Origin of the sequence: Sphingomonas arabinosi, from assembly GCF_036663715.1 — a bacterium.
Lineage (GTDB): Bacteria > Pseudomonadota > Alphaproteobacteria > Sphingomonadales > Sphingomonadaceae > Sphingomonas.
In genome coordinates this window covers 129,813-152,790 of the sequence record NZ_JAXOJN010000004.1, presented here as the reverse complement: position 1 = coordinate 152,790, position 22,978 = coordinate 129,813, and the positions used below count along the sequence as shown (strand labels likewise).

The 22,978-nt window shown below is 65.6% G+C and carries 25 protein-coding genes and 1 tRNA gene; 19 read left to right on the top strand and 7 right to left on the bottom strand.

Annotation, left to right across the window (positions count from 1 at the left end):
* The first annotated feature begins 390 nt into the window (after window positions 1-390).
* On the top strand, window positions 391-1,206 hold the full coding sequence (locus U1708_RS09015; protein WP_332744846.1) for an arylamine N-acetyltransferase family protein: 816 nt from the start codon (window positions 391-393) through the stop codon (window positions 1,204-1,206).
* Window positions 1,207-1,437: 231 nt separating this feature from the next.
* On the opposite strand, the gene U1708_RS09010 is transcribed toward U1708_RS09015, so the two are convergent.
* Both U1708_RS09010 and U1708_RS09005 read right to left on the bottom strand, forming a co-directional pair.
* A complete protein-coding gene (locus tag U1708_RS09010; protein WP_056053547.1) occupies window positions 1,438-1,794 on the bottom strand; it encodes a GntR family transcriptional regulator in 357 nt (118 codons plus the stop codon).
* 38 nt (window positions 1,795-1,832) lie between these two features.
* The gene (locus U1708_RS09005; protein ID WP_332744844.1) at window positions 1,833-2,408 is read right to left on the bottom strand and encodes a nitroreductase family protein; all 576 of its coding nucleotides are present in this window, start codon (window positions 2,406-2,408) and stop codon (window positions 1,833-1,835) included.
* A 118-nt stretch (window positions 2,409-2,526) separates the two neighbouring features.
* Here U1708_RS09005 and U1708_RS09000 point away from each other — a divergent pair, with 118 nt between their 5' ends.
* On the top strand, window positions 2,527-4,320 hold the full coding sequence (locus tag U1708_RS09000; protein WP_332744842.1) for a peptide MFS transporter: 1,794 nt from the start codon (window positions 2,527-2,529) through the stop codon (window positions 4,318-4,320).
* Between the two features lie 120 nt (window positions 4,321-4,440).
* On the opposite strand, the gene U1708_RS08995 is transcribed toward U1708_RS09000, so the two are convergent.
* Complete coding sequence (locus U1708_RS08995; protein WP_332744839.1) at window positions 4,441-5,433, bottom strand: aldo/keto reductase; 993 nt, start codon at window positions 5,431-5,433, stop codon at window positions 4,441-4,443.
* On the bottom strand, window positions 5,408-6,682 hold the full coding sequence (locus U1708_RS08990) for a dicarboxylate/amino acid:cation symporter (protein ID WP_332744837.1): 1,275 nt from the start codon (window positions 6,680-6,682) through the stop codon (window positions 5,408-5,410). Before U1708_RS08990 ends, U1708_RS08995 begins: the two co-directional genes overlap by 26 nt.
* A gap of 68 nt (window positions 6,683-6,750) precedes the next feature.
* Here U1708_RS08990 and glmM point away from each other — a divergent pair, with 68 nt between their 5' ends.
* The 7 genes from glmM (at window position 6,751) to U1708_RS08955 (ending at window position 13,521) form a co-directional block, all read left to right on the top strand.
* Window positions 6,751-8,091: a phosphoglucosamine mutase gene (gene glmM, locus U1708_RS08985; protein ID WP_332745153.1), complete on the top strand. Its 1,341-nt coding sequence runs from the start codon at window positions 6,751-6,753 to the stop codon at window positions 8,089-8,091.
* Complete coding sequence (locus U1708_RS08980) at window positions 8,091-8,306, top strand: DUF1272 domain-containing protein (protein ID WP_332744835.1); 216 nt, start codon at window positions 8,091-8,093, stop codon at window positions 8,304-8,306. Before glmM ends, U1708_RS08980 begins: the two co-directional genes overlap by 1 nt.
* A 207-nt stretch (window positions 8,307-8,513) precedes the next feature.
* Window positions 8,514-9,437, top strand: coding sequence for a bifunctional hydroxymethylpyrimidine kinase/phosphomethylpyrimidine kinase (gene thiD / locus U1708_RS08975; RefSeq protein WP_332744833.1), 924 nt, complete (start codon window positions 8,514-8,516; stop codon window positions 9,435-9,437).
* A 1-nt stretch (window position 9,438) separates the two neighbouring features.
* Window positions 9,439-10,077, top strand: a complete 639-nt coding sequence (gene rnhB, locus U1708_RS08970) for a ribonuclease HII (RefSeq protein ID WP_332744831.1) — start codon at window positions 9,439-9,441, stop codon at window positions 10,075-10,077.
* A gap of 175 nt (window positions 10,078-10,252) precedes the next feature.
* Window positions 10,253-11,392, top strand: a complete 1,140-nt coding sequence (locus U1708_RS08965; protein ID WP_332744829.1) for a site-specific DNA-methyltransferase — start codon at window positions 10,253-10,255, stop codon at window positions 11,390-11,392.
* 121 nt (window positions 11,393-11,513) lie between these two features.
* Window positions 11,514-12,569 (top strand): dihydropteroate synthase, encoded by a 1,056-nt coding sequence (folP, locus tag U1708_RS08960; RefSeq protein ID WP_332744827.1) that lies wholly within the window; start codon window positions 11,514-11,516, stop codon window positions 12,567-12,569.
* 67 nt (window positions 12,570-12,636) lie between these two features.
* Window positions 12,637-13,521 carry a bestrophin family protein gene (locus U1708_RS08955; protein WP_307087809.1) on the top strand — a complete coding sequence of 295 codons (885 nt, stop codon included), beginning with the start codon at window positions 12,637-12,639 and terminating at the stop codon, window positions 13,519-13,521.
* A gap of 276 nt (window positions 13,522-13,797) precedes the next feature.
* Here the strand turns inward: U1708_RS08955 and U1708_RS20850 are convergent, their stop codons facing one another.
* Window positions 13,798-14,025 (bottom strand): chromate transporter, encoded by a 228-nt coding sequence (locus U1708_RS20850; RefSeq protein WP_503676847.1) that lies wholly within the window; start codon window positions 14,023-14,025, stop codon window positions 13,798-13,800.
* A gap of 6 nt (window positions 14,026-14,031) precedes the next feature.
* Here U1708_RS20850 and U1708_RS08945 point away from each other — a divergent pair, with 6 nt between their 5' ends.
* Window positions 14,032-14,547 (top strand): DoxX family protein, encoded by a 516-nt coding sequence (locus U1708_RS08945; protein WP_332744823.1) that lies wholly within the window; start codon window positions 14,032-14,034, stop codon window positions 14,545-14,547.
* 19 nt (window positions 14,548-14,566) lie between these two features.
* On the opposite strand, the gene U1708_RS08940 is transcribed toward U1708_RS08945, so the two are convergent.
* A complete protein-coding gene (locus tag U1708_RS08940) occupies window positions 14,567-15,982 on the bottom strand; it encodes a sigma-54-dependent transcriptional regulator (RefSeq protein WP_332744821.1) in 1,416 nt (471 codons plus the stop codon).
* Between the two features lie 140 nt (window positions 15,983-16,122).
* Between U1708_RS08940 and U1708_RS08935 the strand changes: the two genes are divergently transcribed.
* The 7 genes from U1708_RS08935 (at window position 16,123) to U1708_RS08905 (ending at window position 20,875) form a co-directional block, all read left to right on the top strand.
* Complete coding sequence (locus U1708_RS08935; protein WP_187503846.1) at window positions 16,123-16,245, top strand: aa3-type cytochrome c oxidase subunit IV; 123 nt, start codon at window positions 16,123-16,125, stop codon at window positions 16,243-16,245.
* 4 nt (window positions 16,246-16,249) lie between these two features.
* Entirely contained in the window at window positions 16,250-17,371 is a 1,122-nt protein-coding gene (locus tag U1708_RS08930) for an NAD(P) transhydrogenase subunit alpha (protein ID WP_332744817.1), read from the top strand.
* A 59-nt stretch (window positions 17,372-17,430) separates the two neighbouring features.
* On the top strand, window positions 17,431-17,820 hold the full coding sequence (locus tag U1708_RS08925; RefSeq protein WP_332744815.1) for an endonuclease domain-containing protein: 390 nt from the start codon (window positions 17,431-17,433) through the stop codon (window positions 17,818-17,820).
* A 1-nt stretch (window position 17,821) separates the two neighbouring features.
* The gene (locus U1708_RS08920; protein WP_332744814.1) at window positions 17,822-18,142 is read left to right on the top strand and encodes a proton-translocating transhydrogenase family protein; all 321 of its coding nucleotides are present in this window, start codon (window positions 17,822-17,824) and stop codon (window positions 18,140-18,142) included.
* A gap of 56 nt (window positions 18,143-18,198) precedes the next feature.
* Window positions 18,199-19,698: an NAD(P)(+) transhydrogenase (Re/Si-specific) subunit beta gene (locus U1708_RS08915; protein ID WP_332744812.1), complete on the top strand. Its 1,500-nt coding sequence runs from the start codon at window positions 18,199-18,201 to the stop codon at window positions 19,696-19,698.
* A gap of 99 nt (window positions 19,699-19,797) precedes the next feature.
* Window positions 19,798-20,739 (top strand): MarR family winged helix-turn-helix transcriptional regulator, encoded by a 942-nt coding sequence (locus U1708_RS08910; RefSeq protein ID WP_332744810.1) that lies wholly within the window; start codon window positions 19,798-19,800, stop codon window positions 20,737-20,739.
* A 63-nt stretch (window positions 20,740-20,802) separates the two neighbouring features.
* A tRNA-Val gene (locus U1708_RS08905) sits at window positions 20,803-20,875 on the top strand.
* A 6-nt stretch (window positions 20,876-20,881) separates the two neighbouring features.
* Here the strand turns inward: U1708_RS08905 and U1708_RS08900 are convergent.
* Window positions 20,882-21,442, bottom strand: coding sequence for a helix-turn-helix domain-containing protein (locus tag U1708_RS08900; RefSeq protein WP_332744808.1), 561 nt, complete (start codon window positions 21,440-21,442; stop codon window positions 20,882-20,884).
* An 85-nt stretch (window positions 21,443-21,527) separates the two neighbouring features.
* On the opposite strand from U1708_RS08900, the gene U1708_RS08895 reads away from it, so the two are divergent.
* Complete coding sequence (locus U1708_RS08895; RefSeq protein WP_332744807.1) at window positions 21,528-21,992, top strand: DUF6456 domain-containing protein; 465 nt, start codon at window positions 21,528-21,530, stop codon at window positions 21,990-21,992.
* Window positions 21,993-22,031: 39 nt separating this feature from the next.
* Window positions 22,032-22,970 carry a diaminopimelate epimerase gene (gene dapF, locus U1708_RS08890; protein ID WP_332744806.1) on the top strand — a complete coding sequence of 313 codons (939 nt, stop codon included), beginning with the start codon at window positions 22,032-22,034 and terminating at the stop codon, window positions 22,968-22,970.
* Window positions 22,971-22,978 lie beyond the last annotated feature (8 nt).

The window sequence follows — 22,978 nt, the reverse complement described above, 5'->3', positions numbered from 1 at the left end:
CGCGACACCGTCGTCCGCTTCCTCCCCCCCGGCGGAGGCCGGGGCCCAATTGGGGGACGGCTGTGATAGGCGTAGTGCCCGGTTACATCCGACGTTCCAATTGGGCCCCGGCCTCCGCCGGGGAGGTAGCTTGTGGAATGGCGATACAGGCTGTCGCGGAATCCCAGGCGGCGTTCTGTTACGAGACTCCTATCCTCCCCCGCCAGGGGGAGGTGGCTGGCGCTTGCCAGACGGAGGGGGCGGTAAGGGTATACCCTCGGTTCCGTGTCCTCTCCCCGCCAGGGATAGGGTCGGAATAACGCGCCATCCCGGTCGGGTGAGCTCGGGCCACTCGACGGCGACGCGAGCCAAACGGTAAGGGGGGCCAGCAACCAAGGACCTTCCCGACCGATGTTCGACCTCGAAGCCTATCTCCTCCGCGTCGCCATGCCCGCACGCCCCACGCTCGACTCGATCGGCCTTGGCCGCCTCCAGCACGCCCACCGTCTCTCAATCCCGTTCGAGGATCTCGACGTCGTCCTCGGCCGCGGCATCGCGATCGACAGCGCCTCGGTCTTCGCCAAGCTCGTCACCGCACGCCGCGGCGGCTATTGCTTCGAGCATAATCGCCTCTTCCTCGATGCGCTCGAAGAACTCGGCTTCACCGCCCGCCCGCTGCTCGCCCGCGTCTGGATCGCCGCAACCGACGTGCCGCCGCTGACCCACACGTTCGCGCTGGTGACGATCGACGGCCAGGACTGGATCGCCGACACCGGCTTCGGCGGCAGCTACACACCCGTCCTCCCGCTAGCCGACGGCGCCGAGGGCATGGCCCCGGACGGTGCACGCTTCCGCCTCGAAGCAACCGAACAAGGCTGGATGCTGTTCCGCGACGGTGACCCGATGACGACGGACGGACGGGGTTCGGGCGAAGGCTTCCAACCGCAATACAGCTTCACGCTCGCACCGGTGTTCGACGCGGACCTCGCAATGTCGAACCACTGGACCTCGACCGCCCCCGCCAGCCGCTTCACGCACACCGCGATCGCCAGCATCGTCCTCCCCAACGGCTTCGCCTCGCTGATCGGAAGAAACTACCGCCGGCGCTCCGGCACGGACACGACCGTCGGCGAGATCACCGACCCGCGCGTGTACCGCATCCGCATGAGCCTGTTGTTCGGCATCGACCTGAGCGTCGAGGATGTCGCGGCGCTGGGATTGTTCTGAATTCTAGCCGGACCGTTTTACGCCCCCCGTTCGTGCTGAGTAGCGCCCGAGTAGTCCCGCAGGGACGTATCGAGGGCGCGTATCGAAGCATGGGTTCCGCGCACGAACCTGTCCTTCGATACGTCCTCTCGATACGCGGCTTCGCGCCTACTCGATAACTACTCAGGACGAACGGGGGAGGGGCAAGGCGAGCGTCGGATGGCAGAGAAGCGAAGAAAGGCGGGCAAGCTATCAGGCCCGCTCGCGCTCCAGCAGATCATGCGCGTCAAGACCCAACAGATCGATATGCCCCAAAATCCTAGGCCACTGGGTCGTCACGAAATTCTCGCGCTCCGCCACTCGCAGCGCTTCCGCCGCGCCCGGCATCACGAACATCCCGACGCCGCGCCGAACCTCGACATACCCATCGTCCTGAAAGCTCTGATACGCCTTGGCGACCGTCAGCGGGTTCGCGCCCTGCTCTGCGGCGAACGCACGCACCGACGGCAACTGATCGCCCGCGCGATAGTCGCCGCGAAGGATGCCCGCGGCGATCGTGCTGCGGAGGCGAATATATACGGGGCTGTCGTCGCTGCTGAGCGCTGTCATGCTGTTCTAATACAGCAATCGGGCGGAAAGTCGAGAGGTCAGGAACCCCAGTGGCTTACCAACCGTGCCATATCCGGGCGAGGCCGTTCGTCGAGCGCACGCGACGGCGTGCCGATGAACATGAACCCGGCGATCCGCTCCGACGCGGACCCGAACGCATCGCGCACAACGTCCGAATAGGCCGGCCACCCGGTCAGCCAGCCGCCCGCAAACCCCTCCGCATGGACCGCGTGAAGCAAGTTCATGCACGCGGCGCCCGCCGAAAGCTCCTGCTCCCACAGAGGAATCTTGCTCTCCTTCGGGGAGGACAGGACGACCACCAGGGTCGGCGCCTGATGCACGAACTGGTCGAGCGACTCGATTTCCGTCCGCGACGCCGCAGGCCGCTCCGCCAGATAGGCATCGGTAATCAGCGTCGACAGCGCCGCCCGGTGCTCCTCGCCGACCACCACGAACCGCCACGGCGCCAGCTTGCCGTGGTCGGGCGTGCGCGCCGCAATCTCCAGGATCGTCGCCAACTGATAGGAATCTGGGCCGGGCGCGATCAGGTCGCGCGGCTTTCCCGAGCGACGGGTGGCGAGCAGCGAGAGCGGCGTGGAGCGGTCGTTGAGCATGTGAGCTGAAATAGGCCTTGGCGTCTGATATTTACAGTCCGGGCTTTGTCGTTAAGTTGCGCGCGCATAACGGCCCCGGGTTCGACGGCGGCCAGTACGAGTTTCAGGGAGCGTAAGAATGGTGGACACCCCGACCGCGGACACCCCGCGAGAGCCGGATATCACCCATATCAACCCGGCGTCCGGCGAAACCTGGTTCGGGCATCCCCGCCAGCTCGCGCGGCTGTTCACCACCGAAGCGTGGGAGCGGTTCGGCTATTACGGCATGCGCGCGCTGCTCACGCTGTACCTCACCAAGCATTTCGTGTTCGGCGACCGCGAGGCGACCGGGCTGTACGGCGGCTACACTGCGCTCGTGTACCTGACGCCGCTGATCGGCGGCTATCTCGCGGATCAGTATCTCGGCTCGAAGCGTGCCGTGAAGTTCGGCGCGATCATCATGGCTCTCGGCTATCTGCTCCTCTGCTTCGGCGGCGAGACCGCCAAGCCGTACGCGACGATCGCCAACCAGCGCTATGCGATCGAAGTCGTCGACCAGGCCGATAGCGAAGTCCGCTATCTCGTCGACGGCGCGAACAAGCTGAAGATCAAGGGTAACGACGACGGCACCGTCTCGCTGCTCGCACCCGACGGCTCGACCGCCCGCACGGTCGAGAAGGGCGGCTTCGTATCGGGCGCGGAACGCAGCAGCGTCTACGTCACGATCATGCTGCTCGCGCTCTGCATGATCTCGGTCGGCAATGGCTTTTTCAAGCCCAACATCTCGACGATGGTCGGTGAGCTCTACGCGCAGGGCGACAAGCGCCGCGATGCCGGGTTCACGATCTTCTACATGGGCATCAACCTCGGTTCGCTGTTCTCGCAGCTGCTTTGCCCGTTCCTCGCGGTCGCGGTCGGCTGGTGGGCGGGCTTCGGCCTCGCCGCGATCGGCATGTTGTTCTCGTGGGTGCTGATCCAGTTCGATGGTGGCAAGCTCAACGGTTACGGCGAGCCGCCCGTTCGCACCGGTCCCGATCGCGCGCTCGGCATCTATGCACTTGCGCTGCTCGGCATCCCGATTTTCTACCTGCTGTTCGTCAACCTCATGAACGCCGAGCCGCCGGTACCGGGCTCGGGGATCGTCGGCTACATCGTCTCGCTGTCGCTGATGGGCAAATTGCTGTTCGGCACGTTCCTGATCGCGGTGCCGGGCATCCTGCTCTGGTCGTTCGTCAACGGCGAGCGTCGCGAGTTCCAGATGATGCTCGCGGCGATGGTTCTGATCGTGTTCAACGTCGTGTTCTGGACGCTGTTCGAGCAGGCCGGCTCGTCGCTGACCCTGTTCGCGGATCGCAACACCGATCTCAGCGTGTTCGGGCTGTTCAGCATCTCCGCCGGCCAGACGCAGTTCTTCAACGCGTTCTTCATCGTCGCGCTGGCGCCGGTGATGTCGATCCTGTGGACCAAGCTCGCCGCGAAGGGCATCGAGCCGTCGATTCCGGTCAAGTTCGGCATCGCGCTGATTGGCGTCGGAATCGGCTTCCTGTTCCTCGTCTGGGGCGCGACCATGGTCGGGCCGACGTTCAAGGTCGCGATCTGGTGGCTCGCCGGGCTGTATTTCATCCACTCGTTCGCCGAGCTCTGCATCTCGCCGGTCGGTCTCAGCATGATCACCAAGCTGTCGATCGCGCGCGTCGTCGGGCTGATGATGGGCGTCTGGTTCCTGTCGATCTCGGTCGCGCAATATGTCGCCGGCGTCGTCGCGCAGGTGGCGAGCGTCGAGACGGTCGGCGGTCAGGTCACCAATCTGAAGGTGAGCCTCGATACCTATGCCGGTGTGTTCTGGACGATTGGCCTGATCTCGGCCGGGATTGGCGTGGTGCTGCTGCTGATCTCGCCGTTGATCAAGAAGTGGATGCACGGCGTCCAGTAACGAGAAATTCCCCTCCCGCTCGCGGGAGGGGTTAGGGGAGGGCAAGACGTACGTACTGGCGTCCGGTCTGCGAGGCACGCCCCTCCCCCGACCCCTCCCGCAAGCGGGAGGGAAGAAGAGTTAGATCCGCGTCATCGACAACGCCTTCTCACCATAGCGCGGCCCGGCAGTCCCGCCCCGAGGCGCCGCCGCATCCAGCTTCGCCAGATCGTCAGCTGTCAGCGTGATATCCGCCGCCTTCATGCTGTCCTCCAGCGTAACCCGCCGCTTCGACCCCGGGATCGGCACGATGTCATCCCCCTGCGCCAGCAACCAAGCCAGCGCCACCTGCGCGGGCGAAGCCCCATGCGCATCGGCAATCGACTTCACCACCGCCACCATCTCCATGTTCTTGGCGAAGTTATCCTCCGAATACCGCGGATCGTTCCGCCGATAGTCGCCCTCCGGCAGATCCGATCGCGCGGTAATCTGCCCCGTCAGAAATCCACGCCCCAGCGGCGAATACGGCACGAACCCGATCCCGAGTTCGCGACACAACGGCAGGATCGCTTCCTCCACATCGCGTTCCCACAGCGAATATTCGCTCTGCAACGCGGCGATAGGATGCGTCGCGGCAGCCCGCCGGATCGTGTCGAGCCCCGCCTCCGACAGCCCCAGATGCCGAACCTTGCCCTCGCGCACCAGTTCCGCCATCGCCCCGACCGTATCCTCGATCGGCACACCCGGATCGACGCGGTGCTGGTACAACAGGTCGATCGTCTCGACCCCGAGCCGCTTCAGCGATCCCTCACACGCCCGCCGCACATTGGCAGGCGTCGAGTCCACCCCGGTCATCCCGTTCTCGTCATACCGAAACCCGAACTTGGTCGCGATCACGACGCCGTCGCGCTTGCCCCGGATCGCCTTGCCGATCAGTTCCTCGTTGACCAGCGGGCCATAGATCTCGGCGGTATCGAACAGCGTCACGCCAAGCTCGATCGCCCGGTGGATCGTGGCGATGCTCTCTTGCGGCTCCGCTTCGCCGTACATCCCCTTGCCGATGCCGGCCATCGGCATGCAGCCGAGACCCAGCGCGGAAACCTCGAAATCAGGGCCGAGCGTGCGATACTTCATGCGGAATCTCCTGAGCGCCGTTCCCGTGATCGGACCGCGCTGCAACGGAGATGGTAACGGCGGTGTCCATCGTCACGTTCCCGACGGTGCGAAACAGGTCGGGTATGGTCTCCACCGCGATGAGCAGACCCAGCACTTCCAGCGGGATGCCCATCGCCAAGGCCACCGGCGCGACCGAGGCGACGAAGCTGATCGTGCCGGGCAGCGAGATCGACCCCATCGTCGTGATCGCCGCGGTCGCCACGCCCGCCGCCATCTGACCCGGCCCGATCGGCAGCCCGAGCCAGTGCGCGACGTAGAGCGCGACCGCGAGGTTCATCGCCGGGCTGGTCGCGCGGAACACCGCGACCGACAGCGGCAGGACGATCCCGGCAGTGGCGGGCGACGCGCCGAGATCGGTCGAGGCCTTCAGCATCGCGGGCAGCGAGGCGAGCGACGACTGCGTGCTGATCGCCACCGCCTGCGCCGGCGCAACCGCGCGCGCGAACCGGCCGAAGCCGACCCGGCCGCCGATCATCCCGATCGGATAGGCGGACAGCAGGACGATGAAGCCGATCGCCGAGACGCAGACGATATAGTGCAGCAACGCGCCGAACGCCGCAGTCCCAGTGCGCGCCCCGACCCCGTAGGCGAGCGCGAAGATGCCGATCGGCGCGAGCTTCAGCACCCATTTGATGATGATCAGCAACGCATCGACGACCGCCTGGAAGAAACCGGTCAGCACGCGGCGTCGATCGTCGGGCAGCTTTGTCACGGCAAAGGCGAACGCCAGCGCAAAGACGGTGAGCGGCAGGAACGAGTCGCTCGACGCGGCGGCGACGATGTTGGTCGGCACGATCGTGTCGAAGAACGCGCCGATCCCCGGCACCGGCCCGACCGGCGCAGCGCCCGTCAGCGCGGCGCGTAGTGCTGATCCGAGCGCATGCGGCAGTGGAAAGGCTTCCAGGATCAACGGCATGACCAGCGCGGACATGATCGTCGTGCTCCACAGTATGACGACGATCATCACCATCGCGCGTACGGTGATACGCCCGGCGCGCGCCGCCTCGGTGGTCGCGCCGATCCCGGTCACGAGCAGCCCGACGACGAGCGGCACGATCACCATCTGCAATCCGTGCAGCCACGCCGACCCGATCGGCTGCGTCACCGCGGTCGCCGCGATCGCGTTCGCGGGCGACCAGGCGGCGGCGGCGATGCCGATCGCGATGCCGCCGATCAGGGCTGCGAGAATCCGTGTAGTCTGCGACATGCTCGCCCTTCGTGTTCGACCGCGCTATCAACGCGTCGAACACCGATACGGGACGGAAAGCGGACGCGATGGCAAGGAAATATTTCGGCACCGATGGCATTCGTGGCGCCACCAACGTCTCGCCGATGACCGCGGCCATGGCGATGAAGGTCGGCATGGCGGCCGGCGCCTATTTCCAGCGCGGCAATCACCGCCACCGCGTCGTCATCGGCAAAGACACGCGGCTGTCGGGCTATATGCTCGAATCCGCACTTGTCGCAGGTTTCACCAGCGTCGGCATGGACGTCGTTATGGTCGGGCCGATGCCGACGCCCGCGGTGGCGATGCTCACCCAGTCGATGCGCGCGGACATCGGCGTGATGATCTCCGCCAGCCATAACCCGTACGCCGACAACGGTATCAAGTTGTTCGGCCCCGACGGCTACAAGCTGTCGGACGAAGCCGAGACGGCAATCGAGGCGCTGATAGACGGTGACATTCCGCTCGTGCCGTCGAGCCACATCGGCCGCGCACGGCGCATCGACGACGCGCAGGGCCGTTACATCCACTTCGCCAAGTCGACCTTCCCCGAGAACCTCCGTCTCGACGGCATGCGGATCGTCATCGATTGCGCGAACGGCGCCGCCTACAAGGTCGCACCCGCAGCCCTGTGGGAACTGGGTGCGGACATCGTCGCGATCGGCGTGACGCCGAACGGCACCAACATCAACGACGGCGTAGGCTCGACCGCTCCGCAGGCGCTCGCCAAGGCCGTAGTCGCGAACGGCGCCGACATCGGCATCGCGCTCGACGGCGACGCGGACCGTCTGATCGTGGTGGACGAGACCGGCACGATCGTCGACGGCGACCAACTCATGGCGACGATCGCGGCAAGCTGGGCGCGGCAGGGCCGGCTTGCCGGAGGTGGGCTGGTCGCGACGGTCATGTCGAACCTCGGACTGGAGCGGCATCTCGCGGCACAGGGTCTGGGGCTGGTCCGGACCAAGGTCGGCGACCGTCATGTCCTCGAGAAGATGCGCGCGAGCGGCTATAATGTCGGTGGCGAACAGTCGGGCCACATCATCCTCACCGATTATGCCACCACTGGAGACGGCCTCGTCGCGGCGCTGCAGATCCTGGCCGAGGTCAAGCGCTCGGGCGCCCCTGCGAGCGAGGTGCTCCACCGCTTCGAACCGTTGCCGCAGCTGCTGAAGAACGTCCGGTTCGCCGGCGGCAAACCGCTCGATGATGATGCCGTAAAGGCAGTGATCGCCGAGGCCGAAGCCGAACTCGCCGGCACGGGACGCCTCGTGATCCGCCCGTCCGGCACCGAACCCGTGATCCGCGTGATGGCCGAAGGCGACGACCCCGGCCAGGTCGAACGCGTCGTCGACCGGATCTGCGACGCCGTGCGAAAGGCCGCCGCCTGATGCTCGAAATGCGCCCCGTGTGCGAACGCTGCACCACCGACCTCCCCGCGGACGCGCCGGGAGCGTTCATCTGCTCGTTCGAATGCACCTTCTGCGCGGAATGCGCCGACGCGCTCGACGAACGCTGCCCGAACTGCGGCGGCGAATTGCTGGACCGTCCGACCCGGCTGGGCGAAGCGCCGCCGCAGAAGCCGGCGGGCGGGCGGCGGCACTAGGGGGCGGTTTCGCAAACGTCCACCAGAGTGCGGGCACCACCCCGGCGAAGGAGGGTGAACCTCTGTCCTACACACCAACGATTATGCCATAGCGATCTCCATGACCGCCAACCTCGCCAAACCCCGCTCGGCAGCCTCAAACAGCCACCCGACGAAACCACGCGAGCGTCTATACTTCCTATACTTCACTTTTCCCGGCGCTCCCCGATGACCGCCAGAATCCTCATAATAGCCGGCTCGGACTCGGGCGGCGGCGCGGGCATTCAGGCCGATATCAAGACCGTGACGATGCTCGGCGGCCACGCAATGACTGCCATCACCGCGATCACCGCACAGAACACGCTAGGCGTGCAGGCGGTCCACCAGATCCCGACCGACATGGTCCTCGCGCAGATCGAGTCCGTCGTCTCGGACATCGGTTTAGACGCCGTAAAGATCGGCATGATCGGCTCGGCCGAAACCGCCAACGCCGTAGCCGCATATCTAGAACGCCTTTCCCCCCTCCCTGAAAGGGAGGGGCCGGGGGTGGGTCGGCCGATGGGCGAGCGCGACACCAGCCCCAAACCAACCCACCCCCAACCCCTCTCTTCCGTGGAGGGGCGCAGGCTCCCCATCATCTTCGACCCGGTGATGATCGCGACCAGCGGCTCCGTCCTCGCGGACAGCGACACGATAGCCGCCTTCACCCGCCTCATGCGGATCGCCACGCTCGTAACCCCCAACCTTCCCGAACTAGCAGCCCTCGGCGGCGAGACTGACATCCGCGCACTATACCCAGCCGTCCTCATAAAAGGCGGCCACGCCGAAGGCCCCTCCGTCACCGACCGTCTCGTCACCGACGCCGGCGAAATGCGGTGGACCAACACCCGCATTGAAACCCGCCACGCCCACGGCACGGGCTGTACCCTAGCCAGCGGGATCGCGACGGGGCTTGCCCAGGGCATGACGCTCGACGACGCAATAGATCGAGCCATCGCGTTCGTCCGCGCCGCACTTGCAGCCGCTCCAGGTATCGGCCAAGGGCACGGCCCGATGGGCCACGGGCTCGACACTATCCCCTTTTACCACCTGCTTGCGGCAATGGACCCCGATGGCTGGGATGCGCAGGCTTTCGCCGCGCGATGGAGCTAAAATGCCCGGCATGAAACACGAAAAGCTCTGCGTCGGCCCCGTCGCCGGCGTCGACGAAGCCGGCCGCGGCCCCCTCGCCGGACCGGTCGTAGCCGCCGCCGTGATCCTGCCCGCAAAAGGCGTCCCCCGCGGCATAGACGATTCGAAGAAGCTCTCCGCCTCCGAACGCGAACGGCTCTGCGCGCGCCTGAAGGGCTGCGCGATCGTCGGCATCGGCATCGTCCAGCCGGAAGAGATCGACACGCTCAACATCTACTGGGCGACGATGAAGGCGATGACGCTCGCGGTCGACGCGCTGGCGGTCGAACTCGGCCAGGCACCCGGTCACGTCCTCGTCGACGGCAACCGCTTGCCCCGCTGGACCTACCCCGCCACGCCCCTCGTCGGCGGCGATGCGAAATCGCTGTCGATCGCCGCCGCCTCGATCGTCGCCAAGCACACGCGCGACCTCATCATGATCGCCGCCGCCGACGTGCACCCCCAATATAACTGGCATTCGAACAAGGGCTATGGCTGCGCGCACCACATGAAAGCGCTCCGCGACCATGGCCCCACACCGATTCATCGCCGCAGTTTCGCCCCGGTCGCCGCCGCCTATCTCGCCCGTGAGGGACTTTTCGCAAAGGAAACGACGAGCTGAGTCTTTCGCGCCACACCCCAAGGGCTTGAGCCGCGAGTCTCCTACGACTCAACATCTGGACGACGGCGACTCGATTGGCCGCAACGCGAGAATCCGGCCGAAACGCCGTTAACGAAAGTTTGCTTGACGGAGTCGGACAATTCCGCAGCTATGGGCGCGACAAGGGGCGGAAAACATGGGTTTGATCGACACGATCGCACGGCCGCGTGCGAAGAAGACAGTGGAGCCGGCGGTTCAGGCCGTCCTTCCACTCGACCAGATCCTTCGCGGCGACTGCATCGAGCATATGAAGGCGCTCCCGTCGAACTCCATCGACATGATCTTCGCCGACCCGCCCTATAACCTGCAGCTCGGCGGCGAACTCTATCGCCCCGACGGCAGCCATGTCGACGCAGTCACTGACGACTGGGACAAGTTCGATACCTTCGCCGCGTACGACCGCTTTACCCGCGCCTGGCTCAAGGAAGCGCGCCGCATCCTCAAGGACGACGGCGCGCTCTGGGTCATTGGCAGCTACCACAACATCTTCCGCGTCGGCGCTGCGGTGCAGGATCTCGGCTACTGGATCCTCAACGACATCGTCTGGCGCAAGACCAACCCGATGCCGAACTTCCGCGGCACCCGCTTCACCAACGCGCACGAGACTCTGATCTGGGCGTCGAAGGGGGAGAAGGCGAAGTACCACTTCAACTACCGCGCGATGAAGACGCTCAACGACGAGCTCCAGATGCGCAGCGACTGGGAATTCCCGACCTGCGGCGGCGCTGAGCGGTTGAAGAAGAACGGCACCAAGGTGCATCCCACTCAAAAACCTGAAGCGCTGCTCTACCGCATCCTGCTGGCGTGCACGAAGCCCGGCGACGTGGTGCTCGACCCGTTCTTCGGCACCGGCACCACCGGCGCCGTGGCCAAGCGCCTCGGCCGCAGCTGGATCGGCATCGACCGTGAAGGCGATTATATCGAAGCCGCGCAGGAGCGGATCGAGGCGGCGCTCCCCCTGGACGAGTCCGCGCTGGCAACGATGATGAGCCCGCGTACCCAACCCAAGGTCGCATTCGGCGTACTCGTCGAGAACGCGTATCTCGCACCCGGCGCGGTGCTGACTGATTCGAAGCGGCGGTGGCGCGCAACGATCCGTGCGGACGGTTCGCTGCTCAGCGACTGCGGCACGATCGGCTCGATTCACAAGCTCGGCTCCACCCTCCAGAACGCCCCCGCCTGCAACGGCTGGAGCTTCTGGCATTACGAAACCGACAAGGGCCTGAAACCGATCGACGATCTCCGCCAGACGTACCTACTGGCAACGACGGTCTGACGTCTTGCTCCCCTCCCTAGAAGGGAGGGGCTGGGGGTGGGTTGGCTGCTTGTCGGGCAATACGTAAACCAACCGGCCGACCCACCCCCGACCCCTCCCTTCCAGGGAGGGGAGCAGGAGAATGATCATCCACCTCCGCCCCGTCCAGTTCGTCGACACCCCGATCGGCCACCCAGACGGCAGCGTCGCGCGCCTCGCCGGCGGCCTGCAATGGTTCACCGCATACGAGGTAATCGAAGGCCGCGCCCGCCGCACCATCCCTGTTGCCCAAGTCGCCACGCTAGGTGACCGCGGCCAGCACCTCCACGCCGCCATCACCGCGCCCCGTGCCGCACTTCAACTCGGCGAACGCACGCTCCGCTTCGACCAGCCGATCGTCGCCGGCATCCTCAACGTCACCCCCGACAGCTTCTCCGACGGCGGCAAGCACGTCGACGACCCCATCGCAGCCGCCGCCGCCGGGATCGACATGGCCGCCGCCGGCGCGACGATGATCGACGTCGGCGGCGAATCCACCCGCCCCGGCGCTGCCGCGGTATGGGAAGGCGACGAGATCGCCCGTCTCGTCCCCGTCGTCGAACGCCTTGCCCGAGCCGGCACGATTGTCTCGGTCGACACCCGAAAGGCCGCCGTGATGGAGGCGACGCTCGCCGCCGGCGCGCACATCGTCAACGACGTCGCCGCGCTTCTGTGGGACGACCGCGCACTCGACGTCGTAGCGAAAAACGGCTGTCCCGTCGTCCTCATGCATTCGCCCGACCCCAAGAAAGGCGGCCACGGCGACGGCGGCTATACGAATGTGCTTACCGACGTGTTCGACTGGCTCGAAACCCGTATCGCCGCGGTTGTCGCCGGGGGCGTCGACCGGTCGCGAATCATGGTTGATCCCGGCATCGGCTTCGGCAAGACGCTGGCCGAGAACCTCGCGCTGCTCAACGGCCTCGCAATTTTCCACGGTCTTGGCTGCCCGATCATGCTCGGGGCCAGCCGCAAACGCTTGATCGGCGCGCTCTCGAACGAGGCTCCGGTCGACCAGCGTCTCGCCGGTTCGCTCGCGCTGGCGCTCAAGGGCGCAGAGGCTGGCGTCCAGATCCTGCGGGTCCACGATGTAGCCGAGACGGCCCAGGCCTTGAAGGTCTGGCGCGGCCTGCGCGATCAGTCGCTTGTGGGCGGCTGATCATCGCTGCATTGCAGCGCAACGCCTCTTCGCGCATTAAAAGCTTTGATAACAAGGGAGCTTTGGTTTGATCGTCACCGCAACACCGCGCCTCAGCCAAATTTTGAGCGAGGTCTGGCGCCCGCTGCTGGGCCTGTTCGTCTGGGACGTGGTCGTCACGATCACCTATTACGTCCTGCCGTTCCATGCGCCGGCGCTGCCACTCACGCTGTTCGGCACGGCCCTCGCGCTGTTCCTCGGGTTCCGCGACAATTCGGCGTATCAACGCTGGTGGGAAAGCCGTGGCCTCTGGGGGCTGATGATCAACGCATCGCGCAGCTTGGCGCGTATGGCCCGCAACATGCTGCCCGAGCCCGAGGGCCACGACATGAAGCGGACCATCGTCCTCCGCCAGATCGCTTATGTGAACGCGCTGCGGTGCCAGTTGCGCAAGCAACCGGCGGCACCCGAGGTGCTGCGCTTCCTGTCGAAGGAAGAGGCCTCGTTCGCGCTCGATCGTACCAACATCGCCAACGGCCTGCTCGACGGCACCGGCCGTCGGATCGATATCGCACGGCGCAACGGCTGGATCGACACCATTCAGCAGACCCAGTTCGAGGCGATTCTGGTCGATATCGCCAACGCACAGGGTGGCATGGAGCGGATTAAGAACACGCCGTTGCCCAATCAGTACCGGTTTTTCCCAAGCCTGTTCACGCGCCTGTTCTGCATTCTGTTGCCGATCGGCCTAGTCGAAACGCTGGGGTTCGCGACGCCGATCGGTTCGACGATCGCCGGCCTGATGTTCCTGGCGGTATTGCAGATCGGCGACGATCTGGTCGATCCGTTCGCGGACACGATTCACGACGTGCCGCTGAACGCGATGTGCCGGACCGTCGAGATCGACCTGTTGCAGGCGATCGGCGATCCTGCTCCCGAACCGTTGCAACCGGTGCACGGCGTGCTGTGGTAGAGTTGGCGGCTGACGGGGCTGCGATCGTCGGACGTCGATGATCGTACCTCGATAGTTTCGTCGAGCGGCGAAAAGGGGTTTAAGTTGGGTTACGCCAAGTACGTTGTCACAAACGTCAGGACTTTATAGGCAGCGTGTGTCGCCGCGGCTCGGTCTTTGTATCGGTGAGGTCGAGCGTCTCGAACCCTTGGTCGGCTACCCGACGGTTGATCAGGCTCCCTTTAGGCGTGACGTACTTCGACCGACGAGTGACGCGCTCGACCCGGTAAAGGCTGCTCACCAATGGCGTGGGACCATCTGTCGCCCCCGCGAAACGTGCATATCGACGGCTGTTGATCTGCGCCAGGATCTGATGCGCCAGCGACGCCGCACCACGAACGATTTACGGAAATAGCCGAGATGCGCGATTGGCCCTTCGAATGAGGTAAGGCCGAGCTTGAGGAACGCGACGAACACTTCGCTAACGCTACCACGATCGCCGGCAAGGATCCTTTGCTCGTTCATCATCGGATGCTGTATGGCCGCGCCATGTTCCAGCGCATCATCTATAGCACCGCCAGCCCATGGACCATCCTGATCCGGTTGGCGGTTGGACTGGTCGTGTTTTTCCCCGAGGGTATCCAGAAGCTGGTCTTCCCCGACATTCTGGGAGCAGGCCGTTTTGCAAAGATCGGCATTCCATACCCCGAGTTGATAGGACCGTTTGTCGGCGGAGTGGAACTCGTCTGTGGTGTACTCATCATCGTCGGCTTGTTCACGCGGCTTGCGTCAATCCCGTTGATCGTGACCATGATCGTGGCGCTGATCGCGACCAAGCTTCCTATCCTGCTGGGGCACGGGTTCGGGCCATTCAGTCTTCCCGACTTCAAGCGTTACGGGTTTTGGAGCGCACAGCACGAGAGCCGGGCCGACCTTACCATGCTGCTCGGATGCCTGTATCTACTCGCTGTTGGAAGCGGCCGTTGGTCGATCGATCGCCTGCTCGACCAAAGCGCGGCCGATCGGACGGGAACCGAACGGATTTGACCCCAAACCACCCATTAAATCATGCGGCGTTGTCGATCCCGAGTTCGCCGAGCTTGCGGTACAGCGTCGAGCGGCCGATGCCGAGGCGGCGGGCGACTTCGGTCATGCGACCACGGTAGTGGCCGATGGCAAGCCGGATGACGTCAGCTTCTATTTCCTCGAGCGCGCGGAGGTTCCCGTCGGGATGGAACAGCGTGACGCCACCGCCGCCAATTGCAGACGTCGCCGGTGCGCGCTCGCGTGTGCCGAGCGCGGCGATCTCCGGGAAATCCTCTTCTGTCAACGCGGTGTCCTCGCACAGCACAGCGGCGCGAAAGAGCGCGTTCTGCAACTGGCGGACGTTGCCGGGCCAGTCGTACCGGACCAGCAGCGCGAGCGCGGAATCGGTGATGCCTAACGGTCGCAGTCCCGGTTGCTCGGCGATCCGCGAGAGCAGGTGGCGGGCGAGCGCAGGGATGTCGCCGGTGCGTTCGCGCAACGGCGGGATCGTCACCTGAACCGCGTTGAGGCGGTAGTATAGATCCTCGCGGAACCGCCCCGCCTCGACCTCGTCCAGCAGCCGCGAATTGGTGGCGGCGATCACGCGGACGTCGACTTCGCGCGGATGGCGAGCACCGATTGCGAGGACTTCACCGGTTTGCAGGACCTGCAGCAGCTTCGCCTGCGCCTCGAGCGGCATCTCTCCGACCTCGTCGAGGAACAGCGTGCCGCCATCGGCATCGTGGAACCGTCCGATCTTGCGTTCGAACGCGCCGGTGAACGCGCCCTTCTCATGGCCGAAGACTTCCGACTCGATCAGGTTCGCGGGAATCGCGCCGCAATTGACGCTAATCATCGGTTTTTTCGCGCGCGGGGAGGCGGCATGGATCGCCTCGGCGATGACGTCCTTGCCGACGCCGATCTCGCCTTCGAGCAGGATCGCGACGCGCGCGCGCGCGGCCTTTGCAGCGATCGCCAGTGCGGCGCGGAAATCGGGGGAGGAGCCGACGATCTCGTCGAAGGCGAGAAGCGCAGGGATCTTCTCGGTCAGCGGGCGGAGTTCGCCGGACGACTTGCCGACCACCGCCGCGTCCAGCGCTGCTAGCAGGCGATCGGGCGCGAGCGGCTTAACCAGGAAATCGGTGGCGCCGGCGCGCATCGCACTGACCGCATGCGCGACCGATCCGTTCGCCGTGATGACCAGGATCGGCAGCGCCGGGCGCCGTTCGCGCAGGGTCGCGATCAGGGTGGTCGCATCCTCGTCGGGTGCCCAGTGATCAATCACGATCGCGTCGAGCAGCATGCCGTCCGGCGTGCCGAGCGTGGCGATCGCGGTCTCGTCGTCCGCCGCGAAGACCGCGCGCCAGCCGCCTCGCGCGGCGAGGGCAGCCACCAGCCGCCGCTGCGCGGGCTCGTCATCGATCAGCAATAATAGGCGTTGGCCATTGCGCGTCATGGCAAATCCTGTCCCGTTCCGGCACGTGCAATAGGTAGCGCAAGTAAAGGGAGACTTAAACGTCCTGCTTGGCGATCCAGGATGCGCGCGATAAGGTCTCGGTTATAGAGGATGGCACTGACAGGATTGGGGCACGAACCATGGCCGGCAACGGAGACATGAAGGCGCACGTCGCGACCTATTCGAGCGTGACGGGGATGATGAAATGGGGCTCAATCGGATGCGCGCTGGTCGTCGCGCTCGTCATCTGGCTGATCTCGTAACAGCATGAAGATCGCCGTCCTCAAAGAGCAAGCGGACGGCGAGCGGCGGGTTTCCGCGACGCCGGAAACGGTGAAGAAGTTCATCGCGCTGGGCGCGACGCTGGCAGTGGAGACGGGGGCGGGCGAGACGGCCTCGATCGCCGATGCTGCTTATGCCGATGCGGGCGCCTCGGTCGGCGATCGGGCGGGGACGCTGGCGGGGGCGGATATCGTGCTCGGGGTGCAGGGGCCTGATCCTGCGTCTCTTGGCGGTGTCGCGCCGGGCGGTTGGATCGTCGCCAGCCTCAATCCTTTTAGCGATCGTTCGCGGATCGAGGCTTACGCCGCGGCCGGTTACGAAGCGCTGGCGATGGAGTTCATGCCGCGCATCACGCGCGCGCAGTCGATGGATATCCTGTCGTCGCAGTCGAACCTGTCGGGCTACAAGGCGGTGCTCGACGCGGCCGCCGAATATGGTCGCGCGTTTCCGATGATGATGACCGCGGCGGGCACGATCAGCGCGGCCAAGGCGTTCGTGATGGGCGTCGGCGTGGCGGGCTTGCAGGCGATCGCGACTGCGCGACGGCTCGGTGCGCAGGTGTCGGCGACCGACGTGCGCGCCGCGACTCGCGAGCAGATCCAGTCGCTTGGTGCGAAACCGATCTTCGTCGAGAACGTCGCGGGAATCGAAGGCGAGGGGACGGGCGGCTATGCCGGCGAGATGTCGCCCGAATACCAGGCCGCGCAGGCCGAGCTCGTCTCGGGGCATATCGCCAAGCAGGACATCGTCATCACCACCGCGCTGATCCCCGGACGTGCCGCCCCGCGGCTGATCTCGGCGGCGCAGGTCGCGAGCATGAAGCCGGGCTCGGTGATCGTCGATCTCGCGGTCGAGCAGGGCGGGAACGTCGAGGGTTCGGTCGCAGGCGAAGTCGTCGTCGTGAACGGCGTGAGGATCGTCGGCCATCGCAACGTCCCGTCGCGCCTCGCGGCAGATGCCAGCGCGTTGTTCTCGCGCAACCTGTTCAACTTCCTCAACGCCTTTTGGGACAAGGAGGCGGGCAAGCCCGTTCTCGACACGGAAATCGGCGACGCGATCCGCCTCACCCAGGGCGGCAGGATCGTGAACCCAAGGCTGCTGTCTTGATAATCCTCCCCGGCACGGGGAGGGGGACCGGCGCAGCCGGTGGAGGGGGCGTCCCGCACATGCTACGCCCCGAAGTATCGCTGGCGCGCAAATTTCGCCGGGACATGAGCCTGCCGGAAGTGCTGCTATGGGAGCATCTCCGAGGACAGAAGACCGGCTTCAAGTTCCGCCACCAGCATCCCATCGGGCCGTACGTCTGTGACTTCTACTGCGCTGCCGCCAAGCTCGCGGTCGAGGTAGATGGTGAATTCCACGACCTCGGCGACCGACCTCGACGCGATGCCGATCGCGACCAATTTTTCGAGCAGAATGGCTACCGGGTGCTGCGAGTGGCAGCAGGCGACGTGCTGAGGGATATGGAGGCCGTGGTGACGATGATCGTATCGTCCGCGGCCAGCCCCCTCCACCAGCCTGCGGCCGGTCCCCCTCCCCGTGCCGGGGAGGAATGAAATGGACTTTATCGCGATCCTGTCGATCTTCGTGCTGGCGTGTTTCGTCGGGTATTTCGTGGTGTGGGCGGTCACGCCCGCGCTGCACACGCCGCTGATGGCGGTGACCAATGCGATCTCGTCGGTGATCATCGTCGGCGCGCTGATCGCCGCCGCGGCGCCGACGGTCCTGGGGGCGGTCGGTGCCGGGTCGGGCGTCGCGAAGGCACTCGGGCTACTCGCCGTGGTGCTGGCGAGCATCAACATCTTCGGCGGCTTCGCGGTCACCGCGCGGATGCTGGCGATGTACAAGAAGAAGGAGCGGCCCGTTGCGAAGGGCTGAGTCGGCGGCCGACATACGATCCTCCCCTTGGAGGAGAGGATTAGGGGGAACGGACGATGCATGAACTGACGGTCAGCCCCTGGGCATCGCTCGCCTATCTGGTCGCGGGGGTATGTTTCATCCTCGCGCTGCGCGGACTGTCGAGCCCGGCGTCGAGCCAGCGCGGCAACCGCTTCGGCATCATCGGCATGACGATCGCGGTCGTGACGACGCTGGTGACGCATGTGCCCGTCGTTCAGCATCTTCTCGTTTCGGACGCCGGGCCTACGATAGCCGTGCGCACCATCGATTGGATCACCGTCGTCGAGATCCTGGCTGCGATCGGCGTAGGCGCCGCGATCGGCCTCGTGACCGCACGCCGGATCGCGATGACCGCGATGCCGCAGCTCGTCGCCGCCTTCCATTCGCTCGTCGGTCTCGCCGCGGTGCTGGTCGGCGTCGCCGCGTACCTGAACCCACAGGCGTTCGGGATTTCCGACCTCGTCATCCCGCTGATCGGCCAGCCCTTCGCGGTCATCCACCCGGTCAGCCGGATCGAACTCGGCCTCGGCGTCGCGATCGGTGCGATCACCTTCTCGGGCTCGGTCATCGCGTTCCTGAAGCTCAACGGCAACATGGGCGGCAAGCCGATCATGCTGCCCGGCCGCCATATCATCAACATCGCGCTGCTCGCCGGCATCCTCGGCCTGATCGCGTATTTCGTCACCAATCAGGAACCTTGGATTTTCTGGACGATCACGTTGCTGAGCTTCGTCATCGGGTTCCTGCTGATCGTCCCGATCGGCGGCGCGGACATGCCGGTGGTGGTCAGCATGCTCAACAGCTATTCGGGCTGGGCAGCCGCGGCGATGGGCTTCACGCTCCACAACAGCGCGATGATCATCACCGGCGCGCTGGTCGGCAGCTCGGGCGCGATCCTCAGCTACATCATGTGCCGCGCGATGAACCGCAGCTTCATCAGCGTGATCGCGGGTGGGTTCGGTACGAGCGATGCCGGCGCGGGAAGTGGCGGCTCAGCCGTCGATCGCCCGTGGAAGCGCGGCTCGGCCGAGGACGCCGCGTTCTTGATGAGCCAAGCCGAACAGGTGATCATCGTCCCTGGCTACGGCATGGCGGTCGCGCAGGCACAGCACGTCCTGCGCGAGATGGGCGACAAGCTGAAGGCCGAGGGCGTGCGCGTGAAATACGCGATCCACCCCGTCGCGGGGCGGATGCCGGGGCATATGAACGTGCTGCTGGCCGAGGCGAACGTGCCGTATGACGACGTGTTCGAGCTCGAGGACATCAACAGCGAGTTCGCGCAGACCGACGTCGCGTTCGTGATTGGCGCCAACGACGTGACCAACCCGGCCGCCAAGACCGACAAGACCTCGCCGATCTACGGCATGCCGGTGCTCGACGTCGAGAAGGCCAAGACGGTGCTGTTCATCAAGCGCTCGATGGGCGGCGTCGGCTACGCCGGTGTCGATAACGACCTGTTCTACCGCGACAATACGATGATGCTCCTGGCGGATGCGAAGAAGATGGTCGAGGATATCGTCAAGGCGCTCAATTAGATTTGCGGACAAAGTTCCCAAATGCAACGAAACCCGATCCAGTTCGGTGTAACTCCTCGCCTGACGCAGGTTAGTCTCCGCATCACAGCGGAGACCTCAATGACCCGACCAGACGGCCCGCCCGACGCGGCGAATTACGATACACGGATCGACGCGGTCCTCATTGCCGCTCCCGGCGCACCGGACCGCCTGACCGTCGCCCTCATTGCGCTAAACGGTCGGATCGTTGCCCGTCTCGATTGGCAGACAACGTCAGGCGATCATGCGGCGCCGCAAGTGATCGTCGTCGAGGCCGCCGGGGTCGATCCCGCGTTGCTCGCCGAACGCCTGCCCGGAATCGTCGATCGTGCGGCCACGTTGCAGGCTGGGTTGGTGGTCGCCCTAGGCGTCGACGAAATCGACGTCGTCGCTGCGGCTACGCTGAGCGGCAGCACGCGGCTGCTGGTCGATCCGACGGTCGGCGATTGCGTGGCGGCGATCGTGGTCGCTGCCGAGGAGGCGCGTATCCCGGCGGGCGTGTTCGATGTTCACCGCGAGACAGACGGAACGCGGCTCGAACGATTGAACACCGAGGTCGCGCGGATTGCCGAGGCGCTTGCTCGACTGACGCGAGCGGAGATCGAGGGGGACGCACCCGCTGCGCCGATTGTCGGCGACCGTACCAATCGTTACGGCGCGCCGCCCGCTTTGGCTGAACCGAGCGCGACGGATGTCCGTCGAGCGATTCGTGCGCGGCGTTTGCGCGACCAGTTCTTCGGCGCGACGCTGTTCGAGGATCCCGGTTGGGATATGCTGCTCGATCTCTACGCCGCCGAACTGGAGCGGGGGCGTGTTTCGGTGTCGAGCCTGTGCATTGCCGCCGCGGTTGCGCCCACCACCGCACTGCGCTGGATCGCACGAATGACCGACACCGGATTGTTCGAACGCCGCCCCGACATGCACGACCGGCGCCGCGCATTTATGGTGCTCTCCGACCGCGCGAGCGAGGCGATGCGCGGCTATATTGTGGCCACCAGGCGAGCCGACCTGCGAATTCCTTGACGACCCGCGCCCTTTTAGCTTGCCCCGGCCGCCCGGCTTTGGCATCCGACGTCCACCCGAGAGGGGCGATTAGCTCAGTTGGTAGAGCGTCTCGTTTACACCGAGAATGTCGGCGGTTCGAGCCCGTCATCGCCCAGCATTCCTACAGTTCGCGGACCAGCCGGACTGCGACCGCGATCCACGTCGGGTCTGCGATGGTCGGCGACTGCAAGCCCGCGCCCGGCGGCAGGATGGTAACGCCGCCATCGCATGCAATCAGCCTTCCGAACGCGAACCGCCCCGCCCGTTGCGGGACCAGCACGTCGCGGTTGAGCGCACTCGCGAAATTGTCGGGGGCTAGCGTCGCTGCCCAGATCACGTCGCCTGCGCGGTAATCGCCCGTGCCGTTCGCAACGGTGATCGCGATCTGGCCGGGCGCGACCTGTGGCGGTGGGGCCGTCGTGGGTCGCGGCGGGGCATGCGCGCCGCGGCCGTCGAGGATCGCAGCGACGGGCAGATCGGCCCGATCCGGCAAGGTCACGAGGTCGCTCGCCTCTACGCCCAGCGCGGCGGCGATCCGGTTGAGCCAGCCGATCGAGACGGTGCGCGTGCCGGTCTCCAGGCGCCCGATCGTCTGGGCGGTCGTGGGTGGATCGCAGCGTCGGGCGACGTCCTCCAGCGTCAACCCCTTGGCACGCCGGACTTCGCGAATGGCGGTGATCATCTAATGGCTCCAAACCAGATGGGTCATTCTTCTGTCCTACAACCGTGACGTTATGGCAACCGGCACGCACAACAGGAGATGGCGGATGCGCGAACTGGAAGAGCGGTCGATCGATTCGGAGGGTGTTCCACAGCCGGTCGGCGCGCGTCGTGGTCGCACCGTGACCGTGAACCTCGCGGAGTCGCCGCTCGGCTGGCTGCGGTCTCGCGCGTTGATCACCTTGGCGCAGTTCGAGGCGGGCGAGCGGTTGCGGGCCGATTACGAACGCGCGTCGATCGCGCCGAGCGTGACGATGTGTTGGGCGGAGCGGGTCGATGGCGGCGGGCATGACGGGCTTGGTCCGACATCGGCCCAGATCGCGGCGAAACGTCGGTTCGACGCGGCGCTGGCGGCGGCGGGGCCGGGCCTGGCGGATATCCTGTGGCGCGTGGTTTGTGCGGGGGAAGGGCTGCCTGCGGCCGAGAAGGCGTTGCAATGGCCGGCACGGGCGGGGAGGCTGGTGCTGACGCTCGCGCTTGATCGACTGGCCGCGCATTACGGCATTCGATAGGCGCTCGCATTGGTGCGCGGGCGTGACTAGATGGCCAGCATGCGCTTCGACCTCATCAAATGCCACGGCTCCGGTAACGACTTTCCGCTGATCGACGGACGCGTGTCGACGCTTGGCGGTACAGACTGGGCTGCCGTTGCGCGTGCGCTGGCGGATCGCGACGGACCGGTTGGCGGTGACGGACTCCTCGTGCTGACCGCCGGCGACGAGACCCACGCGTTCGGCATGCGGATGTTCAATTCGGATGGCAGCGAGTCGGAGACGTGCCTCAACGGGTTGCGCTGCGTCGCTCGCGCCGGGTTCGAGGCGACTGGCTCCGGGGCCGCGATGGCGTTGTTGAAGACGAGCGAGGCGGCCGTGGAGCGCGATGCCGATATTGCCGCAGGCGTTTTCACCGTGCGCGAAGTCGCAGGGCCGGCGTCGCTCGACGTCAAGGCTTGGCCAATGGAAGTCGGCGCAGATCACGTCGTCGACACGCCGATCGCCGGTTTGCCGACGGACCGCGCCTTCACCGCCGTAGCAATGCCGAACCCCCATCTCGTGACGTTCGTGGATGCCATCGACGAGGTCGAACTCGTCCGCGTCGGCGAAGCATGTGAGGCAGCACCCGCTTGGCTCCCGAACCGCGCCAATGTCAGCTTCGTCGAGGTTCGAGGGCGCGACCTGTTCGTCCGCACCTTCGAGCGTGGCGTCGGACTCACCGACAGTTGTGGCAGCGCGATGGCGGCGTCGACCTATGCCGCGTGCCTGACCGGGCGGATCGCGTACGGCACGCCGACCACCGTCTTCAACAAGGGCGGGCTGGTCCGCGCCGAGGCGAGCGAAGCGGCGATGGTCACGCTGTCGGGTAACGCGACGTTCGAATGGAGCGGGTCGATCGACGTCGATCTCGCGACGGCAACGGCAAGCGATCTGACCATAACGAAGCGTCACGACGATGAGATCGCGGCATGGGACAGACTTCTCGCAACGATCTGAAACACGGC

Bases quoted from the DNA above. Each gene is read 5' to 3' on its own strand.
- U1708_RS08945 (WP_332744823.1), top strand. From the start codon at position 14,032: ATGCTGTATGGCCGCGCCATGTTCCAGCGCATCATCTATAGCACCGCC.
- U1708_RS08980 (WP_332744835.1), top strand. From the start codon at position 8,091: ATGCTCGAAATGCGCCCCGTGTGCGAACGCTGCACCACCGACCTCCCC.
- glmM (WP_332745153.1), top strand. From the start codon at position 6,751: ATGGCAAGGAAATATTTCGGCACCGATGGCATTCGTGGCGCCACCAAC.
- U1708_RS08915 (WP_332744812.1), top strand. From the start codon at position 18,199: ATGCATGAACTGACGGTCAGCCCCTGGGCATCGCTCGCCTATCTGGTC.
- U1708_RS08990 (WP_332744837.1), bottom strand. From the start codon at position 6,682: ATGTCGCAGACTACACGGATTCTCGCAGCCCTGATCGGCGGCATCGCG.
- U1708_RS08930 (WP_332744817.1), top strand. From the start codon at position 16,250: ATGAAGATCGCCGTCCTCAAAGAGCAAGCGGACGGCGAGCGGCGGGTT.
- rnhB (WP_332744831.1), top strand. From the start codon at position 9,439: ATGCCCGGCATGAAACACGAAAAGCTCTGCGTCGGCCCCGTCGCCGGC.
- U1708_RS08995 (WP_332744839.1), bottom strand. From the start codon at position 5,433: ATGAAGTATCGCACGCTCGGCCCTGATTTCGAGGTTTCCGCGCTGGGT.
- U1708_RS09015 (WP_332744846.1), top strand. From the start codon at position 391: ATGTTCGACCTCGAAGCCTATCTCCTCCGCGTCGCCATGCCCGCACGC.
- U1708_RS09005 (WP_332744844.1), bottom strand. From the start codon at position 2,408: ATGCTCAACGACCGCTCCACGCCGCTCTCGCTGCTCGCCACCCGTCGC.
- folP (WP_332744827.1), top strand. From the start codon at position 11,514: ATGATCATCCACCTCCGCCCCGTCCAGTTCGTCGACACCCCGATCGGC.
- U1708_RS08910 (WP_332744810.1), top strand. From the start codon at position 19,798: ATGACCCGACCAGACGGCCCGCCCGACGCGGCGAATTACGATACACGG.
- U1708_RS08900 (WP_332744808.1), bottom strand. From the start codon at position 21,442: ATGATCACCGCCATTCGCGAAGTCCGGCGTGCCAAGGGGTTGACGCTG.
- thiD (WP_332744833.1), top strand. From the start codon at position 8,514: ATGACCGCCAGAATCCTCATAATAGCCGGCTCGGACTCGGGCGGCGGC.
- U1708_RS08965 (WP_332744829.1), top strand. From the start codon at position 10,253: ATGGGTTTGATCGACACGATCGCACGGCCGCGTGCGAAGAAGACAGTG.
- U1708_RS09010 (WP_056053547.1), bottom strand. From the start codon at position 1,794: ATGACAGCGCTCAGCAGCGACGACAGCCCCGTATATATTCGCCTCCGC.
- U1708_RS20850 (WP_503676847.1), bottom strand. From the start codon at position 14,025: ATGAACGAGCAAAGGATCCTTGCCGGCGATCGTGGTAGCGTTAGCGAA.
- U1708_RS08925 (WP_332744815.1), top strand. From the start codon at position 17,431: ATGCTACGCCCCGAAGTATCGCTGGCGCGCAAATTTCGCCGGGACATG.
- U1708_RS08935 (WP_187503846.1), top strand. From the start codon at position 16,123: ATGGCCGGCAACGGAGACATGAAGGCGCACGTCGCGACCTATTCGAGC.
- U1708_RS08940 (WP_332744821.1), bottom strand. From the start codon at position 15,982: ATGACGCGCAATGGCCAACGCCTATTATTGCTGATCGATGACGAGCCC.
- U1708_RS09000 (WP_332744842.1), top strand. From the start codon at position 2,527: ATGGTGGACACCCCGACCGCGGACACCCCGCGAGAGCCGGATATCACC.
- dapF (WP_332744806.1), top strand. From the start codon at position 22,032: ATGCGCTTCGACCTCATCAAATGCCACGGCTCCGGTAACGACTTTCCG.
- U1708_RS08920 (WP_332744814.1), top strand. From the start codon at position 17,822: ATGGACTTTATCGCGATCCTGTCGATCTTCGTGCTGGCGTGTTTCGTC.
- U1708_RS08895 (WP_332744807.1), top strand. From the start codon at position 21,528: ATGCGCGAACTGGAAGAGCGGTCGATCGATTCGGAGGGTGTTCCACAG.